This is a genomic window from Streptomyces sp. NPDC042102, from assembly GCF_055582305.1.
On the sequence record NZ_JBVJDL010000001.1, the window covers coordinates 330,180 to 346,010 of the forward strand.

16 protein-coding genes and 1 tRNA gene are annotated in these 15,831 nt (G+C 73.5%); 9 read left to right on the forward strand and 8 right to left on the reverse strand.

What is annotated here, in order from left to right; all coding sequences use genetic code 11:
* Nucleotides 1-138: 138 nt before the first annotated feature.
* The gene (locus tag ACZ6KO_RS01340; protein WP_469298534.1) at nt 139-894 is read right to left on the reverse strand and encodes a peptidyl-tRNA hydrolase; all 756 of its coding nucleotides are present in this window, start codon (nt 892-894) and stop codon (nt 139-141) included.
* 198 nt (nt 895-1,092) lie between these two features.
* Between ACZ6KO_RS01340 and ACZ6KO_RS01345 the strand changes: the two genes are divergently transcribed.
* The 3 genes from ACZ6KO_RS01345 to ACZ6KO_RS01355 are packed head-to-tail and all read left to right on the forward strand — an operon-like array spanning nt 1,093 to nt 2,794.
* Nucleotides 1,093-1,929, forward strand: coding sequence for an ABC transporter ATP-binding protein (locus ACZ6KO_RS01345; RefSeq protein ID WP_469298536.1), 837 nt, complete (start codon nt 1,093-1,095; stop codon nt 1,927-1,929).
* On the forward strand, nt 1,926-2,576 hold the full coding sequence (locus ACZ6KO_RS01350; protein ID WP_469298539.1) for an ABC transporter: 651 nt from the start codon (nt 1,926-1,928) through the stop codon (nt 2,574-2,576). The genes ACZ6KO_RS01345 and ACZ6KO_RS01350 overlap by 4 nt, the downstream gene beginning before the upstream one ends.
* A gap of 29 nt (nt 2,577-2,605) precedes the next feature.
* Nucleotides 2,606-2,794 carry a hypothetical protein gene (locus ACZ6KO_RS01355; RefSeq protein ID WP_469298541.1) on the forward strand — a complete coding sequence of 63 codons (189 nt, stop codon included), beginning with the start codon at nt 2,606-2,608 and terminating at the stop codon, nt 2,792-2,794.
* A gap of 40 nt (nt 2,795-2,834) precedes the next feature.
* Here the strand turns inward: ACZ6KO_RS01355 and ACZ6KO_RS01360 are convergent, their stop codons facing one another.
* The 5 genes from ACZ6KO_RS01360 to zapE form a co-directional block, all read right to left on the reverse strand.
* Nucleotides 2,835-3,728 carry a polysaccharide deacetylase family protein gene (locus ACZ6KO_RS01360; protein WP_469298543.1) on the reverse strand — a complete coding sequence of 298 codons (894 nt, stop codon included), beginning with the start codon at nt 3,726-3,728 and terminating at the stop codon, nt 2,835-2,837.
* Between the two features lie 82 nt (nt 3,729-3,810).
* Nucleotides 3,811-4,656 carry a PPK2 family polyphosphate kinase gene (locus ACZ6KO_RS01365; protein WP_469301445.1) on the reverse strand — a complete coding sequence of 282 codons (846 nt, stop codon included), beginning with the start codon at nt 4,654-4,656 and terminating at the stop codon, nt 3,811-3,813.
* A 291-nt stretch (nt 4,657-4,947) separates the two neighbouring features.
* Nucleotides 4,948-6,297 carry an alkaline phosphatase PhoX gene (locus ACZ6KO_RS01370; RefSeq protein ID WP_469298545.1) on the reverse strand — a complete coding sequence of 450 codons (1,350 nt, stop codon included), beginning with the start codon at nt 6,295-6,297 and terminating at the stop codon, nt 4,948-4,950.
* 235 nt (nt 6,298-6,532) lie between these two features.
* Nucleotides 6,533-6,958 carry an OsmC family protein gene (locus ACZ6KO_RS01375; RefSeq protein WP_401454076.1) on the reverse strand — a complete coding sequence of 142 codons (426 nt, stop codon included), beginning with the start codon at nt 6,956-6,958 and terminating at the stop codon, nt 6,533-6,535.
* 77 nt (nt 6,959-7,035) lie between these two features.
* Entirely contained in the window at nt 7,036-8,097 is a 1,062-nt protein-coding gene (gene zapE, locus ACZ6KO_RS01380; protein ID WP_469301449.1) for a cell division protein ZapE, read from the reverse strand.
* Nucleotides 8,098-8,181: 84 nt separating this feature from the next.
* On the opposite strand from zapE, the gene ACZ6KO_RS01385 reads away from it, so the two are divergent.
* From ACZ6KO_RS01385 to ACZ6KO_RS01410, 6 genes are all read left to right on the forward strand, one after another.
* The gene (locus ACZ6KO_RS01385) at nt 8,182-8,952 is read left to right on the forward strand and encodes a pyrimidine reductase family protein (protein WP_469298548.1); all 771 of its coding nucleotides are present in this window, start codon (nt 8,182-8,184) and stop codon (nt 8,950-8,952) included.
* Between the two features lie 127 nt (nt 8,953-9,079).
* Entirely contained in the window at nt 9,080-9,547 is a 468-nt protein-coding gene (locus ACZ6KO_RS01390; protein WP_401454078.1) for an indole-3-glycerol phosphate synthase, read from the forward strand.
* A 187-nt stretch (nt 9,548-9,734) separates the two neighbouring features.
* Nucleotides 9,735-11,129 (forward strand): UDP-N-acetylmuramate--L-alanine ligase, encoded by a 1,395-nt coding sequence (gene murC, locus ACZ6KO_RS01395; RefSeq protein ID WP_469298550.1) that lies wholly within the window; start codon nt 9,735-9,737, stop codon nt 11,127-11,129.
* A gap of 44 nt (nt 11,130-11,173) precedes the next feature.
* Nucleotides 11,174-11,587, forward strand: a complete 414-nt coding sequence (msrB, locus tag ACZ6KO_RS01400; RefSeq protein ID WP_469298552.1) for a peptide-methionine (R)-S-oxide reductase MsrB — start codon at nt 11,174-11,176, stop codon at nt 11,585-11,587.
* Between the two features lie 229 nt (nt 11,588-11,816).
* The gene (locus ACZ6KO_RS01405; protein WP_469298554.1) at nt 11,817-13,877 is read left to right on the forward strand and encodes a phosphocholine-specific phospholipase C; all 2,061 of its coding nucleotides are present in this window, start codon (nt 11,817-11,819) and stop codon (nt 13,875-13,877) included.
* A 193-nt stretch (nt 13,878-14,070) separates the two neighbouring features.
* Nucleotides 14,071-14,826 (forward strand): alpha/beta fold hydrolase, encoded by a 756-nt coding sequence (locus tag ACZ6KO_RS01410; protein WP_469298556.1) that lies wholly within the window; start codon nt 14,071-14,073, stop codon nt 14,824-14,826.
* Between the two features lie 49 nt (nt 14,827-14,875).
* Here the strand turns inward: ACZ6KO_RS01410 and ACZ6KO_RS01415 are convergent, their stop codons facing one another.
* Nucleotides 14,876-15,502: a TIGR00645 family protein gene (locus ACZ6KO_RS01415; RefSeq protein WP_469298560.1), complete on the reverse strand. Its 627-nt coding sequence runs from the start codon at nt 15,500-15,502 to the stop codon at nt 14,876-14,878.
* Nucleotides 15,503-15,753: 251 nt separating this feature from the next.
* Nucleotides 15,754-15,826: transfer RNA gene (locus ACZ6KO_RS01420), tRNA-His, on the reverse strand.
* Nucleotides 15,827-15,831 lie beyond the last annotated feature (5 nt).

The window sequence follows — 15,831 nt, forward strand, 5'->3', positions numbered from 1 at the left end:
TCCTCGTCCGGCCAGGACGACAGGGCCGCGACGCGATGGGCTCGGTGATCAGCGGCGCGCCGAGCGCCACCGCTCGCTCGCCGAGCTCGGCCGGCTTCCCCGGGGCGGGCAGGTTGCGGCGCGGCGGTCGCCGTCGGGTCACGACCGTGCGCGCAGCGCCGGGTGATCGGCCACCACGGTCGCCGAGCCCGGTGCGATCTCCGTGAAACCGGCGTCCCGGACCATCGGCAGCCCGCTCGCGGCCAGCTCCGCCCAGCGGTCGGGCGTGGCCGTACGGACCGCCAGGCGGAAGCCGGACTCCCGCCAGGCCTTGCGCTCGGTGCCGGTCAGTTCCCACCACGCCAGCTGCGCCCCGTGCCCGGCCTGGGCCATCGCCTTGCCCGCCGACATCTCCAGCCCGGGGTTGGTCCACAGCACCGGGATTCCGGGCTCCGCCGGTCCGGCCGGCTCGGGGTCGTCCAGATCGGTGCCCGAGACCTGGAGCTTGGCCAGCTCCTTCGGCCAGCCGTCGAGGGGCACGGGCGGGAACACGCGCACCTGCGACATGTCACCGTGCACGGTGATGCCCGGCAGCGTCTCCGCCTTGCGCCACTCCGCGCCCCGGGCCCGCCGGACGACCTTGCGGATCCGCGCGTCCTGCCAGTCGCTGACCGCACGGGCCCATTCGCCCTCGCCGTGCGCCCGCTCGTCCGAGAGCAGGACGAGCACCGCGCGCGCCGCCGTCTCCAGCGCGTCCGTACGGGCCGGGGGCTCCGCCTTCTCGATCCGCACCACCAGGGGCAGGACGAACTGCGGGGCCTCGTCCCGCGCGACCCGCCGCTGCGCGAAGGGGCTCTCCTCGACGGGACCGTCTGTGGCCGGAACGGCTCCGGCCGGGCTGTCGCTGCTGCTCATCCGGCCAAGTCTGCCAGGGCCGCCGCGCGGCTCCGACCTCAGGAGGACGGCACGGATCCCGGTCCGCCCTCCAGGCTCCCCCTCCAGAAGGATGCCGGGGGCTTTCGTCCCACGGAAGGATCGAGGGATGAAGACCGACCCTTTTGCGTCCGAACACCTCGCCGAGCCGTCCGCCGCCCCGGGCGCGGGTTCCTGACCGTGCGGCTGACCGGCGTGGGCCACCGCCACGGCGCGCGGGGGCCCTGGGTCCTGCGCGACGTGGAGCTCGAGCTGCCGCCCGCCACGCTCGTCCGCGTCGAGGGCGGCAACGGCGGCGGCAAGTCCACCCTGCTGCGCCTGATCGCCGGGGCGGACACCCCGGCCGCGGGCCGGATCACCGGCCGCCCGCGCCGCACGGCGTACGTACCGGAGCGCTTCCCGCCCGCCCTGCCGCTGACCGCCGGCGCCTACCTCGCCCACCTCGGCCGGATCCAGGGCCTGACGGCCACCGGCGCGGCGGAGCGGGCGGCGTACTGGCTGGAGCGGTTCGGCGCGCAGGACCGGGCGCGGACACCGCTCGCCGACCTCTCCAAGGGCACCAGCCAGAAGGTCGCCGTCGCCCAGGCCCTGCTCGCCGCCCCCGCACTGCTCGTCCTGGACGAGGCGTGGACCGGCCTCGACACCGCCGCCCGTGCCGAGCTCGACCGGGCGGTCGCCGAGCGCACCGCCGACGGCGCCACCGTGGTGTTCGTCGACCACGACCCCCGGCGCCTGGCGGGGCGGTGCGACGCCCGCTACCGGGTCGGGGGCGCCGCCCTGGTGCCCGTACGGCCGGACGACGACCGGGGCCCGTACCTGACGATCGACGCGCTCGGCCCGCCGGGCGCGGCACCGCCCGCCGCCCTGCCCGCCGGTCTGCCGGTGCGTCCCGCGCCGGGCGGCGGGGTCCGCCTGACCGTCCCCGCGGCGTGCTCCGACGCCGTGCTGAGGGAGTTGCTGACCGCTGATCCGCCCTGGCACATCCGGGGCGTCGCCGCCGTGGAGGACCGCCGGTGACCGCGCTGCTGCGTTATCAGGCCGCCCTGCTGCTGCGTTCGCAGCGCTGGCTCGCCCCGCTGCTGCTGTACGCGGCCGTGCTCGTGGTCGGTGTCCGGCCGGGAGACCCGGTCCCCGACTCGCTGGGTGTCGCGGCGGCCGCCCTGCTCCCGGTGACCGCCTGGCTGGTACGGGTCTGCCTGACCAACGAGCCGGACGCGGCCCGGGACTGCGCGGCCGTCGCGGCCGGGCCCGCCGGGGCGGTGCGGACGCACGCGGCGGCCCTGCTGACCGGGTTCGGCGGGGCGGTGCTCGCCGGAGCCGTGGCGTCCGCGGCCGTCCTCCTCACCGGCGCCCCGGCCGGACGCGGCGCGGCGCCCGCCGGGGCGGCCGCCGTCCTGGTGTGCGCGCTGACCGGAACGGCGGTCGGGGCGCTGTGCAACCGGCCGCTGCTGCGCGCCCCCGGCTACGCGGTCACCGCGGCGGGCCTGGCCACCCTGCTGGCCCTCGTGACGAGCGGGTCGCCGGCCCGCGCGGCGGTGTCCGGCCTGGTCACCGCAGGGGGGCCGGGCCCGGTCGCCGTGCCGTACGCCGCCCTGGCCGGCGCGGCCCTGCTGGCCTGCGGGGCGGGGGCGGTGGCCTGCGCCCGGGTCCGGCGGCGCGGCTGAGGGGGCCGGCCGCTCGGTAGGCTGGAGGCATGGACGAGAACGCGTCGTACTGTCCCGCCCCGGCCCCGGCGGCCCCCGCCGCGCGGGCCGACGGGCCGCCGTACGCGGACTGCCTGGCCTGCGGCCGGCCCACCGAATACGGGGTGGCCACGCCGGGTGTGGTGCTGTGCCCGGTGTGCGAGTGGCAGGAGGCCCAGCGCACCGCCTGCTCCGGCTGAGCGCCTGCTCCGGCTGAGCACCGGGTCCGGGTTCGGGCTCCTACCGTCCGACGAGCTCGGAGACCTTCACGAAGCGGTAGCCGCGCTTCCGTAGCTCCGGGACGATCTTCACGATCGCCTCCTCGGTGACCGGCGCCGCGCTGCGCGTGCAGTGCATGACCACCACCGACCCGGGCTTCACCCCGGCCAGCACCTGTTCGGCCACCGCGGCCGGGTCCGTGGCGAAGGCGTCCCCGCTGACCACGTCCCACTGGACGGCCGTCACCTTCGCCGTGGCCAGCGAGCGCAGTGCCGCCTCGTCGTAGCAGCCGCCGGGGAAGCGGAAGTAGGGGACGGTGTTGACCGCGCCCGCCTTGCGGAAGGCCTCGAAGGCCCGGTCCACGTCGGCGCGGCCCGCCGCGGGGTCGAGCACGGGCAGCCCGTAGCAGGGGGAGGTGAAGGCGTGGTGGCTGTAGGAATGGTTCGCGATCTCGAACATCGGATCGGTCCCGATGGCCTTCGCCTGGTCCGGGTACTCCTCGGCCCAGCGCCCGGTCATGAAGATCGTCGACGGCACCTTCAGGTTGCGCAGGGTCGTGATCAGCTGCGGATTGTCGAACCGTTCCCCCGAGGCCGCGCGAGGCCCCTGATCGGAGGTCATATCGGCGTCGAAGGTCAGGGCGACCGTCTTCTCGGTCTGCTGCTTCGCCCGCGCGAACACCGGGGTCAGGCCGTTCGGGCCGGGAGCCAGGGTCGGCGGCCTGGCGGGGCCGGGGGCGGCCTGCGGGGCGGCGCCCTGCGACGCCGAGGCGGAGGAGGGGGCGGCGGGCGAGGCGGAGGCGCCCATACGGGCTCCCGCGCGGGCTCCGTCCGGGGTCGCGGTGCCGCCCGCGCATCCGGCGAGGACGGCACCGAGCGCGGCGACGACGGCCGCGGTGCGCAGTGATGTGGTCACCTACGCAAAATATATGACTATCTGTAAATCGGACGGAAGTGGCGTCCGTTCGTGCCGAAATCACCCGCCGGTGGCCGCCGCCTCACGGCGCCAGGAGGCGGGCGCGGCACTCCGCCACGTCGAAGTCCGCCGCCGGGTACCGCGGCGCCATGTCCTCCAAGTGCTCCAGCAGCAGCCTGCTGATCACCCAGTTGCGGTACCACTTGCGGTCGGCGGGCACGACGTACCAGGGCGCGGCGTCCGTCGCACACCGTTCCAGCACCAGCCCGTACGCGTGCTGGTAGGCGGGCCACAGGGCGCGCTCGTCGATGTCGCCCGGGTGGAACTTCCAGTGCTTGCCGGGGTCGTCCAGCCGGGCCAGCAGCCGCTTGCGCTGCTCCTCGAACCCGAGGTGGAGGAACACCTTCACCACGGTCACGCCGTCGTCGGCCAGGCTCTCCTCGAAGCGGTTGATCTGGCCGTAGCGGCGGCCCAGCAGCCGGCGCGGCACCAGTTCGCGCACCCGGGCGATCAGGACGTCCTCGTAGTGCGAGCGGTCGAAGACGCCGATCTCGCCCGGCCGGGGGAGGGCCCGCCTGATCCGCCACAGGAAGGGGTGGCCGAGCTCCTCGGACGTCGGCGCCTTGAAGGCGGTGATACGGCAGCCGGACGGGTTGAACTGCCCGACCACGTGCTCGACCACACCGCCCTTGCCGCTCGTGTCCATGCCCTGCAGGATCAGCAGCACGCTGCGGCGGTCGCCCGCGGTGCTCGCCGCGTACAGCCGGTCCTGGAGCGCGGCCAGCCGCGGTCCCAGCGCGGCGGTGGCGGCCGCTCCGGCGGCCTTCCCGCGCGGGCCCACGGGGGTGCCGGCCGGGTCGACGCCCGCCAGGTCGAACGGCTTGCCCACGGGCACCCGGAACACGTCGCCCACCCGTGCCTGCGGCATGTCGCCCTGGAGGGCCTCGGGGCCCGCTTCCTCCGCCGGCTTCCCGGCCTTCGCGGGCTTCGCCTCCTTCACCGGCTTTCCGGCCTTCACCGGCTTTCCGGCCTTCGCCGGCTTCCCGGGCTTCCCGGGCTTCCCGGCCGTCTTCGGCCCCTTCTTCCGGTCCGGCTTCCCGCGCGGCTTCCGGTCCGGGGAATCGTCCTTCCTGGCCACCGCAACCCCAATCCCGTCGGTTCCGTCCGATCTTCCGTCACATCGGGAGGAACCGCGACGCGGGGCGGCGGCGGGCGGGGGTCAGTGCCAGGGGCCGGTCACCGCGAACGTCGTGCCCGGCGCGTAGGCGTTGACGTACATGGTCCGCCCGTCGGGCGAGAAGGTGATCCCGGCGAACTCGCCCCACTCCGGGGCCGCCGCGGTGCCGATGTTGTCGGCGTTGCGCGCCATCACGTACACCGCGCCGTGCCGGGTCACACCGAAGACGTACTGTTCGCCGCCGCCGTCCTCGCAGACCATCAGCCCGCCGTCCGGCGCCAGGCAGATGTTGTCCGGCGACTCCCCGGGCAGCCGGACGTCGGTGGCCGGGCCGAAGACCACCTCCAGCCGGATCCGGGTGCGCAGCGGGTCGTAGAACCACACCTGCCCGAAGTGGTCGGCCGCCGCGCCCTCGCGGCCGCGGGCGTAGCTGGAGACGAAGTACACCCCCGACCCGCCCCAGTAGCACCCCTCCAGCTTCTGCGCGTGCGTGACGCCGCCGCGCCCGAAGTCCTGGAGCCGTACGGGCGTGCGGGCCGCCGACGGGTCGGGCACCGGACGCCACTCCACGGGGAACTCGGACCCGGGCTCCCGGACGGCGGACAGGTCGGCGATGCCCGGTACCCGCAGCGCCTGGAGCTCGCCACCGGCGCGCAGCGATCCGGTGCCGCCGAGCGGCCGCCGGGGCAGGAACCGGTAGAAGAGCCCGAAGGGCTTGATGAAGGCGTCCTCGGTCTCGTAGACGATCCCGCGGTACGGGTCCACGGCGACCGCCTCGTGCGCGAAGCGGCCCAGCGCGGTCAGCGGCACGGCGCCCGTGCGGCGCGGATCGGCGGGGTCCACCTCGAAGACGTAGCCGTGGTCGCGCGCGTAGCCGCCGGCGCTCGCGCGGTCCTCGGTCTCCTCGCAGGTCAGCCAGGTGTTCCAAGGGGTGCGGCCGCCCGCGCAGTTGACGGCGGTGCCCGCGATCCCCACCCGCTCCCCGAAGACCCCGCCCCGTGCGTCGAGCGTGAGGACCGTACAGCCGCCCAGCGCGGCCGGGTCGTAGGTCAGCCCGGTGACGGCCGGCACCCGCAGGGCGGCCGTGAGCCGGTTCTCGTGGTTGCGCACCAGCCGTACGCCGTCGCGGCCGGCGCGGAAGGCGGCCATGCCGTCGCAGTTGGCCGGGACCCGGCCCTCGCCCGAGCGCAGCGTGTCCCCGGCCCGCGACAGCACCCGGTAGCCGAAGCCCTCCGGCAGGTCGAGCAGTCCGTCCGGATCGGGCACCAGCGGCCCGTACCCGCCGCCGGTGGCCTGCGGGCCGGCGCTCGGACTCCCGGCGAACAGGGCACCCAGGGCCCCGCTGAACGCGACGGCACCACCGGCGAGCACCCGGCGTCGGTCGAGGGGCATCGGCAACTCCCCGGAACGGGACAGGAGATGTGACCGAGCCGTGGTACCACGGGCGCCGCGTCCGCGCGGCGGCGACGCGCGGAGCACGCCCGGCGGGCCGCTCCGCGGGGCTGACCAGGCGCCGGTCCGGGGGCTGGTGCGGGGCCCCCGGACCGGCCCCGGACCGGCCCCGGACCGGCTTCGGTCAGTGCCAGCCTGCGCCGGTCAGTGCCAGCCTGCGCCGGTCAGCGCCGGTTCAGGCGAGCTTCGCGCTCAGGGTGATCGTCGTACCGGTCAGCGCCTGGCTGACGGGGCAGTTCTTCTTGGCGTCCTCGGCCGCGGCGACGAAGCCGTCGTTGTCCAGGCCCGGCACCTCGCCCTCGACGGTCAGGTGGATGCCCGTGATGCCCTCGCCCGGCTGGAAGGTGACGTCGGCCTTGGTCTCCAGGCGGGTGGGCGGGGTGCCCTTGCCGGCCAGGCCGTGGGACAGGGCCATCGAGAAGCAGCTGGAGTGGGCGGCCGCGATCAGCTCCTCCGGGCTGGTCTTGCCGTTCGCCGCCTCCGCGCGCGAGGGCCAGGAGACGTCGTAGGAGCCGATGCCCGAGGAGTCGAGGGTGACCACACCCTTGCCCTCCAGCAGGTTGCCTTCCCAGACGGTGTGCGCGTGACGCGTGGTGGCCATGATGGGTCCCTTCGCAGAGAATCGCAGCGGTATGCGGTCGCCGGATCCGGCCGATGGGCCGTCCGGCGTCCCCCAACCTACTGCGCCACCAGCCCCTTTGCGTCGCGGGCGAGCGCGGTGAGCCGCGAGATGGCCCGGAAGTACTTCTTGCGGTAGCCGCCGTTCAGCATCTCCTCGCTGAACAGCCGGTCGAAGGGAACGCCCGAGGCGAGCACGGGTATCTCCCGGTCGTAGAGCCGGTCGGCGAGCACCACCAGGCGCAGCGCGGTCGACTGGTCCGGCACCGGTACGACGTCGGTCAGGCAGACCGCCGATATCCCCTCGGTGAGCGCGCTGTAGCGGCTCGGGTGCACCCGGGCCAGGTGGTCCAGCACGCCGGGGAAGTCGTCGAAGGTCGCGCCCGGGGTCGCGTACGCCGCCTTGGCCACCTGCTCCTCGGAGTACGGCGCGGGCGCCTGGGGCAGGCCGCGGTGGCGGTAGTCCTCGCCGTCGATGCGCAGCGGGCGGAAGTGCGCGGACAGGCCCTGGATCTCGCGCAGGAAGTCGACGGCCGCGAACCGGCCCTCGCCCAGCTTGCCGGGCAGCGTGTTGGAGGTCGCGGCGAGCGCGACGCCCTGCTCGACCAGCTTGCTCAGCAGGCTGGAGACCAGGACGGTGTCGCCCGGGTCGTCGAGCTCGAACTCGTCGATGCACAGCAGCCGGTGCCCGCCCAGGGTCTGCACGGTCTTCTGGAACCCGAGCGCGCCGACCAGGTTGGTCAGCTCCACGAAGGTGCCGAAGGCCTTGAGGGAGGGGTCCGCCGGGGTGGCGTGCCACAGGGAGGCCAGCAGGTGGGTCTTGCCGACGCCGTAGCCGCCGTCGAGGTAGATCCCGCGCGGGCCGGCCGGGGTGGTGTTCTTCGGCGTCCTCGTGAACCAGCGGCGCTTGCCGGAGCCGCTGGCGTGGGCCCCGCCGAGCCCGGCGGCGAAGCCGCGCAGCACGGTGACGGCCTCGGCCTGGCTGGGCTGGTTCGGGTCCGGGTCGTACGTGTCGAAGCGCACCCCGTCGAAACGCGGGGGCGGCACCATCTCCGCGACCAGCCGTTCGGCGGGCACGTGGGGCTCGCGGGCACACAGGGACTGCGGGCCCGCGCTGGGTATCGGGCTCCGCCCGGAGCCGGAACCGGACGCGGTGAGAGATGTTGACACAGCTCTTAACTCTACGGGGCGTGTCACACTGCACCGATGCGACGCCTGTTCCCTGTGACCGATCAGACACCGCTCCCGGACGACCGTGAATGGTCCCTGGACGAGATCGCGGAGGCCTACGCCTATCCCGGGCTCGCCCCGGACGCCCACTGGCTGCGCGCCAACATGGTCTCCTCGCTGGACGGGGCCGCCCAGCACGACGGGCGCTCGCAGCCGATCTCCAGCGACACCGACATGCGGATCTTCGGCACCCTGCGGGCGCTGGCCGACGTGGTGGTCGTCGGCGCGGAAACGGTTCGGCTGGAGGGCTACCGCCCGGCCCGGGCCCGGGAGGCCTTCGCCGCCCGGCGCGCGGCCGCCGGCCAGGGCCCCGCGCCCGCGATCGCGGTGGTCACGGCGAGCCTGGACCTCGATTTCACCCTGCCGCTGTTCACCTCCCCCCTGGTACCGACCCTGGTGGTCACCGGCGCCGCCGCCCCGCCGGACCGGCTGGCCGCGGCCGCCGACGCCGGGGCCGAGGTCGTGATCGCGGGCGAGGGCGCCGGGGCGGAGGCGGGGCGGGTGGTACGGGCCCTGGCCGAGCGCGGGCTGCGGCGCCAGCTCACCGAGGGCGGGCCGAGGCTGCTGGGGCAGTTCGTGGCCGCCGGGGTGCTGGACGAGCTGTGCCTGACGGTGTCCCCGACGCTCACGGCGGGTGACGCCCAGCGCATCGCCGGGGGGCCGCGGGTGGCCGTACCGAGCCGCTTCGGGCTGGGCTCCGTACTGGAGGAGGCCGGGTTCCTCTACACCAGCTACCGTCGGATCTGACAAGGGGCGGAATTTGTCGTTCCGCTTAGCTCCTGCGGGGCACATATACCTGCGCAGGCCCCGTGGCACAGCGGGGCAGGATGGTTTCCGCAGGGGCCGACCACGGCCCATGAAGGAGAGGGCGTCCGTGTTCACGAGCGTATTGATGATCGAGAAGCCTCTGACACCCGTAGACGTGGACTTCGTCACCACCCTGCACGGAGACGACCCGGTCTCCTTCTTCGTCCTCATGCAGCCGCGCGGCGACCAGGACCGGCTGCTGCGCGCCATCGACGACGTCGCCCTCGGTGAGCTCCCCGAGGCGATCCACGAGGGCGACGAGCCCGAGGGGGACGCCGCGCGGGGGCCCGCCGCGCAGGCCCTGGAGTACTCCCTGGAGGCCCTGCGCAAGAAGCACGCCAGGGCGGTCGGCCAGCTCATCGAGGACCACCCGCTGGACAAGCTGAAGTCCGTCGTGGAGGAGACGGGGGCCGACGAGGTGATCGTCCTGACCGCCCCGCACTTCGTGGAGGAGTTCTTCCACCGCGACTGGGCCTCGCGGGCCCGCCACAAGGTCGGCGTCCCGGTGCTCAAGCTCTTCGCGCACAACGAGTGACGCCGATGCCGGCGCGCGCGTCCGGCGCGCGCCCTCACGATCCCGGCGCGCGCCCTCACCGTCCCGGCGCGCGCCACCCGCGCGCCACCCGCGCGACGCCGCCGCAGCCCCAGCAAGGAATTAGGCTGGGGTGCCACACCCCGGCCCCGGGGTGCGACATGTCGACCTCGATCCTGGAGCAACCCGTATGACGCCCGGCCTGCCGACCGCCATGGACCGCCCCCACTTCATCGGCATCGGCGGGGCCGGGATGTCCGGGATCGCGAAGATCCTCGCCCAGCGCGGCGCCCAGGTCGCCGGCAGTGACGCCCGCGACTCCGACACCGCCGAGGCGCTGCGCGCCCACGGCGCCACGGTGCACATCGGGCACGCCGCCGGCCACCTCGCCGACGACGCCACCTGCGTCGTCGTCTCCAGCGCCATCCGCGCCGACAACCCGGAGCTCGCCCGCGCCGCCGAGCTCGGCGTGCCCGTCGTGCACCGCTCCGACGCGCTCGCCGGCCTGATGCACGGGATGCGCCCCATCGCGGTCGCCGGTACGCACGGCAAGACCACCACCACCTCGATGCTGGCGGTCTCCCTCTCGGCCCTGGGCCTGGACCCCTCGTACGCCATCGGCGGCGACCTCGACGCCCCCGGTTCCAACGCCCACCACGGCGCCGGCGACATCTTCGTGGCCGAGGCCGACGAGAGCGACCGCAGCTTCCACAAGTACGACCCGCAGGTCGCGATCATCCTCAACGCCGAGCTCGACCACCACGCGAACTACGCGTCCATGGACGAGATCTACGAGTCCTTCGAGACCTTCGTCGGCAAGGTCGTCCCCGGCGGCACCCTGGTCGTCTCCTCGGACCAGGCCGGCGCCTCCGAGATCGCCGGCCGCGTCAGCGGCAACCGCGACCTGAACGTCGTCACGTACGGCGAGCACGAGGGCGCCGACGTCTGGATCCGCAAGATCACCCCGCGCGGCCTGACCAGCGAGGTCTGCGTCGTCCTGGACGGCCGCGAGATCGTCTTCACCGTCTCCGTGCCCGGCAGCCACTACGCCCACAACGCCGTCGCGGCCCTCGCCGCCGGCGTCGCCCTCGGCATCCCGGCCGAGGAGCTCGCGGCCGCCCTCGGCAAGTACACCGGCGTCAAGCGCCGCCTCCAGCTCAAGGGCGAGGCCGCCGGCGTCCAGGTGATCGACTCCTACGCCCACCACCCGACCGAGATGACCGCCGACCTCCAGGCCATCCGCGGCGCCGCCGGCGACGCCCGCATCCTGGTCCTCTTCCAGCCCCACCTCTTCTCCCGCACCCAGGAGCTCGGCACGGAGATGGGCCAGTCCCTGGCCCTGGCCGACGCCTCCGTCGTCCTGGACATCTACCCGGCCCGCGAGGACCCGGTCCCCGGCGTCACCAGCGAGATCATCATCGCCGCCGCCCGGGCGGCCGGCGCCGACGTGACCGCCGAGCACGACAAGAGCGCGGCCGCGGCCGTGGTGGCGGGAATGACCAAGCCCGGCGATCTTGTTCTCACGATGGGCGCCGGAGACGTCACGGACATCGGTCCGCAGATCCTCGCCCACCTGTCGCACTGACGCGGCCGGCAGCGGAACGGAACCGAGGGAGCGGGAGCACAGCCATGGCATACGAAGTCGAGAAGCCCGATGAGCAGTGGCAGGCGGAGCTGACCCCGTCCGAGTACCAGGTCCTGCGCCTCGCCGGCACCGAGCCCGCCTTCCGCGGTGAGTACACCGACACCAAGACGGCGGGCGTCTACTCCTGCCGCGGCTGCGGTGCGGAGCTCTTCCGCTCGGACACCAAGTTCGAGTCGCACTGCGGCTGGCCGTCCTTCTACGACCCGAAGGACACCGACGCGGTGGAACTCCTCGCGGACACCTCCCACGGCATGGTCCGCACCGAGGTCCGCTGCGCCCGCTGCGGCTCCCACCTGGGCCACGTCTTCGAGGGCGAGGGCTACGCCACCCCGACCGACCAGCGCTACTGCATCAACTCGATTTCGCTGCGCCTGACCCCGGACTCCGACGAAGGCTGAGGCGCGCGTTCACGGACGTGAACGACGAAGGGCTCCCGTTCCGCGGAACGGGAGCCCTTCGGCATATCCGGCCCAATGCCCCGACCAGTCCTCGAGGCAAGGGACTTGAGGCCGCCGTTCGCCAGGTGTACGACGAACCGCCACGGAGGAGCCCCCGGGCGGTACCCCGGAGGGGCTCTTCTTGGGGCGCCCCTCGACACCCCTCCTCACTCGCAGAGGTCGTCACACCATGGCAGAACTCGACCGGCGCAGGTTCCTGCAGATCGCAGGCGGCACGGCCGCCTTCTCGATGCTCTCCGAGAGCATCGCCCGGGCCGCCGCCATTCCGGCGCAGGGAAGCACGGGGACCGTCCAGGACGTCCAGCACGTCGTCGTCCTGATGCAGGAGAACCGTTCGTTCGACCAGTACTTCGGCACCATGAAGGGCGTACGCGGCTTCGGCGACCCGCGGCCCGTGCTGCAGGACAACGGCAAGTCCGTCTTCCACCAGTCCAACGGGACCAAGGACGTGCTGCCGTTCCACCCGCAGGTCGACGACCTCGGCATGCGGTTCGTCGAGGGGCTCAACCACGACTGGGCCGGCGGGCACGCGGCGTACAACAACGGCAAGTACGACCGGTGGGTGCCCGCGAAGACCGCGGCCACGATGGCGTACATGACGCGGGGCGACATCCCGTTCCACTACGCGCTCGCCGACGCCTTCACGGTGTGCGACGCGTACCACTGCAGTTTCATCGGTGCCACCGACCCCAACCGCTACTACATGTGGAGCGGGTACACCGGGAACGACGGCACCGGCGGCGGGCCGGTCCTCGGCAACCAGGAGGCCGGGTACGGCTGGCGGACGTACCCCGAGCGCCTGGAGGCCGCCGGGGTGTCCTGGAAGGTCTACCAGGACATCGGCGACGGACTCGACGCGGCCGGCCACTGGGGCTGGATCAACGACGCCTTCCGCGGCAACTACGGCGACAACTCGCTGCTGTACTTCAACAACTACCGCAACGCCCAGCCCGGCAGCGCGCTCTACGAGAAGGCCCGCCGCGGCACGAACGCCAAGGCCGGCGAAGGCCTCTTCGACCGGCTGCGCGCCGACGTGGCGGCCGGCACGCTGCCCCAGGTCTCCTGGATCGCCGCCCCCGAGGCCTTCAGCGAGCACCCCAACTGGCCCGTCAACTTCGGCGCCTGGTACATCTCGCAGGTCCTCGACGCGCTCACCGCCAACCCCGCGGTGTGGGCCAGGACCGCCTTCTTCATCACCTACGACGAGAACGACGGGTTCTTCGACCACGTCGTCCCGCCCTACCCGCCGGCCTCCGCCGCCTGGGGCCTGTCCACCGCGGACGTCTCCAAGGACCTCTACGCCGGGGGCGGCGGCTACGCGGCCGGCCCCTACGGTCTCGGCCCGCGCGTCCCGATGATCGTCGTCTCGCCCTGGAGCAAGGGCGGCTACGTCTGCTCCGAGACCTTCGACCACACCTCCGTCATCCGCTTCATGGAGAAGCGCTTCGGGGTGCAGGAACCCAACATCTCGCCCTGGCGCCGGGCCGTCTGCGGCGACCTGACCTCAGCCTTCGACTTCAGCACCGCCGACGCCGCCCCCGCCGCGCTGCCCTCGACGGCCGGCTACCTGCCGCCCGACCACGACCGGCACCCCGGTTACGTTCCCCCCGCGCCCGCGACCGGCACGCTGCCCGCGCAGGAGAAGGGCGCCAAGCCGACCCGCGCGCTCGGCTACGCCCCGTACGTGGACGGGGCCCGGACCACCTCCACCGGCAAGTTCACGCTCACCTTCGCCTCCGGCCCGGCCCTCGGCGCCCACTTCCACATCACCTCGGGCAACCGCACCGACGGCCCGTGGCCGTACACGGTCGAGGCGGGCAGGACCCTCGCCGACACCTGGAGCACCAGCAGCGGCACCGGCAACCAGATCAACCTGACGGTATGGGGACCCAACGGCTTCCTGCGCACCTTCCGGGGCCCCACGAAGAAGACCGGCCCCGAGGTCACCGCGCGCCACGACGGCACCACCGGCAACCTGCGGCTGGCGATGACCAACACCGGCACGGCCGCGGTCGACCTGACCGTCACCAACGCCTACGGCGGCGCCGCGCAGACGTTCCGGGTGCTCGCCGGGGCCACCGTCAACCACACGGTGGACCTGCGCACCACCGGCCGCTGGTACGACGTCAAGGTGGTCTCGGACGCCGACACCACCTTCCTGCGCCGGTTCGCCGGCCACGTGGAGACCGGCTCCCCGGGCATCTCCGATCCGGCGATCAAGACCGTCTGATCCCGGGCTGATCCCGGTCTGATTCCGGGCGGGGGTTCGGTCTGGGGTCCGGGCGGGGGTCCGGGAGCCGCGGTCCGGTGGCTCTCCGGCTGCGCACCGTGGGGCGCCGCGCTCCGCGCTCCACGGTGTGAGGCGGGGCCGGCTGGGCAGTACGTACGGCGTCGGCTCCGCCCCCGCCACCGAGGGAGAACGCATGGCCATCGCCCACCGCAGGATCGGTACCGGACCCGTCCGCGCCATCGTCCTGCACGACTGGTTCACCACCTCCGCCCACTGGGGCTCCGTGCTGGACCACTTCGACCCCGAGGGTTTCAGCTACGCCTTCCTCGACTACCGGGGCTACGGCGACCGCAAGGAGGTCCCCGGCCGCTACACCCTCCCCGAGATCGCCGACGACGTCCTCGCCCTCGCCGACGAACTGGGCTGGGACACCTTCTCCCTCGTCGGCCACTCCATGGGCGGCAAGGCGATGCAGCAGGTCCTGGTCCGCGCGCCGGAGCGGATCGAGAAGCTCGTCGGCGTCGCGCCGGTGCCCGCCGCGCCGTACGCGATGGACGACGACACCCGCGCCCTCTTCTACGGAGCCCCGGACGACCCCGACAAGCGCCGCGCCATCATCGACCTGGTGACCGGGCAGCGCACGAGCCGGCACTGGCTCGCCGGCATGGTCGCGCGCTCCCTCGACACGGCGCTGCCCGAGGCGCTCGCCGGCTACCTCGCGAGCTGGCAGCCGCTGGACCTGTCGGACGCCGTCAAGGGCAGTACGGTCCCGGTGCTGGTCCTGGTCGGCGAACACGACCTCGCGCTGACGGCCGACGTCATGCGGGCCACGTGGAAGGTCTGGTACCCGAACTGCCGGATCCACAGCCTCGCGGGCTGCGGCCACTACCCGCCGCAGGAGACCCCGGTCGCCTTCGTGACGGTGGTGGAGACCTTCCTACGGGGTTAGGGCCTGTCCGGGCGGGCCTGTCCGGGCGGGCCGGTCAGGTTCGGGCCGGTCAGGTTCGGGCCGGCTCCGGGCGGGCCGGCTCGTGCGCCTTGGGCAGGAGGCGGTCGATCGCGGCCAGGGAGAGGGCCGAGACGATGAAGGCGAGGTGCACGATCACCTGCCACATCGTCTGCTGCCACTGCCACCCTTCCCGCGAGATCTCGATGAACGACTTCAGCAGGTGGATCGAGGAGATCCCGATGATGGCGGTGGCCAGCTTGACCTTGAGCACGTTGGCGTTGACGTGGCTGAGCCACTCCGGCTCGTCGGGGTGGCCCTTGAGCCCCACACGGGCGACGAACGTCTCGTAACCGCCGACGATCACCATCAGCAGCAGGTTCGCCACCATCACGACGTCGACGAGGCCCAGGACGACCAGCATGGTCCGGGTCTCGTCGAGTTCGTCGAAGGCCCCCACGAGATGGGTCAGCTCCTTGAGGAAGACCCATACGTACACCATCTGCGCCACGATCAGCCCGACGTACAACGGCAGTTGCAGCCACCGGCTCAGGAACATCAGCCGGCCGATGCGGTTGCCGGGCGTCGCGGCCGCGGCGGCGACGGGGGCGGCGGCCGGGGCCGCCGACGGCGCGGGCCGGGTGGGCGGGGCGGGCCGGGTGGGCGGGGCGAGGGGCATACACGGCTTTCGGTATCGGGGGGCGGACCGGACCCTTCCAGGATGTCCGGGCCCGGCTCCGCGGACCTCGTCCGCACGGACAGGACTCCCGGCCCGCCTCCACCGAACGGACGACCCCGCAGGTCGTACGTGCCGTGCCTGCCTCCCGGCCTGCCCGCCCTCCCCGGCTGAAGCCGGGGAGGGCGGGCACGGGGAACGAAAAAGCCCGTGGGGGGTACGAGGAAAACCTCGTACCCCCCACGGGATCACAGGGTGAGTGACGGGACTCGAACCCGCGGCCACCTGGACCACAACCAGGTGCTCTACCAGCTGAGCTACACCCACCACGA

What these genes read in the sequence shown, in the direction of transcription:
- ACZ6KO_RS01340 (WP_469298534.1), bottom strand. Translation starts at nt 894, where the DNA reads ATGAGCAGCAGCGACAGCCCGGCCGGAGCCGTTCCGGCCACAGACGGT.
- ACZ6KO_RS01355 (WP_469298541.1), top strand. Translation starts at nt 2,606, where the DNA reads ATGGACGAGAACGCGTCGTACTGTCCCGCCCCGGCCCCGGCGGCCCCC.
- ACZ6KO_RS01365 (WP_469301445.1), bottom strand. Translation starts at nt 4,656, where the DNA reads ATGCCGCAGGCACGGGTGGGCGACGTGTTCCGGGTGCCCGTGGGCAAG.
- ACZ6KO_RS01370 (WP_469298545.1), bottom strand. Translation starts at nt 6,297, where the DNA reads ATGCCCCTCGACCGACGCCGGGTGCTCGCCGGTGGTGCCGTCGCGTTC.
- ACZ6KO_RS01375 (WP_401454076.1), bottom strand. Translation starts at nt 6,958, where the DNA reads ATGGCCACCACGCGTCACGCGCACACCGTCTGGGAAGGCAACCTGCTG.
- ACZ6KO_RS01385 (WP_469298548.1), top strand. Translation starts at nt 8,182, where the DNA reads ATGCGACGCCTGTTCCCTGTGACCGATCAGACACCGCTCCCGGACGAC.
- murC (WP_469298550.1), top strand. Translation starts at nt 9,735, where the DNA reads ATGACGCCCGGCCTGCCGACCGCCATGGACCGCCCCCACTTCATCGGC.
- msrB (WP_469298552.1), top strand. Translation starts at nt 11,174, where the DNA reads ATGGCATACGAAGTCGAGAAGCCCGATGAGCAGTGGCAGGCGGAGCTG.
- ACZ6KO_RS01405 (WP_469298554.1), top strand. Translation starts at nt 11,817, where the DNA reads ATGGCAGAACTCGACCGGCGCAGGTTCCTGCAGATCGCAGGCGGCACG.
- ACZ6KO_RS01410 (WP_469298556.1), top strand. Translation starts at nt 14,071, where the DNA reads ATGGCCATCGCCCACCGCAGGATCGGTACCGGACCCGTCCGCGCCATC.
- ACZ6KO_RS01415 (WP_469298560.1), bottom strand. Translation starts at nt 15,502, where the DNA reads ATGCCCCTCGCCCCGCCCACCCGGCCCGCCCCGCCCACCCGGCCCGCG.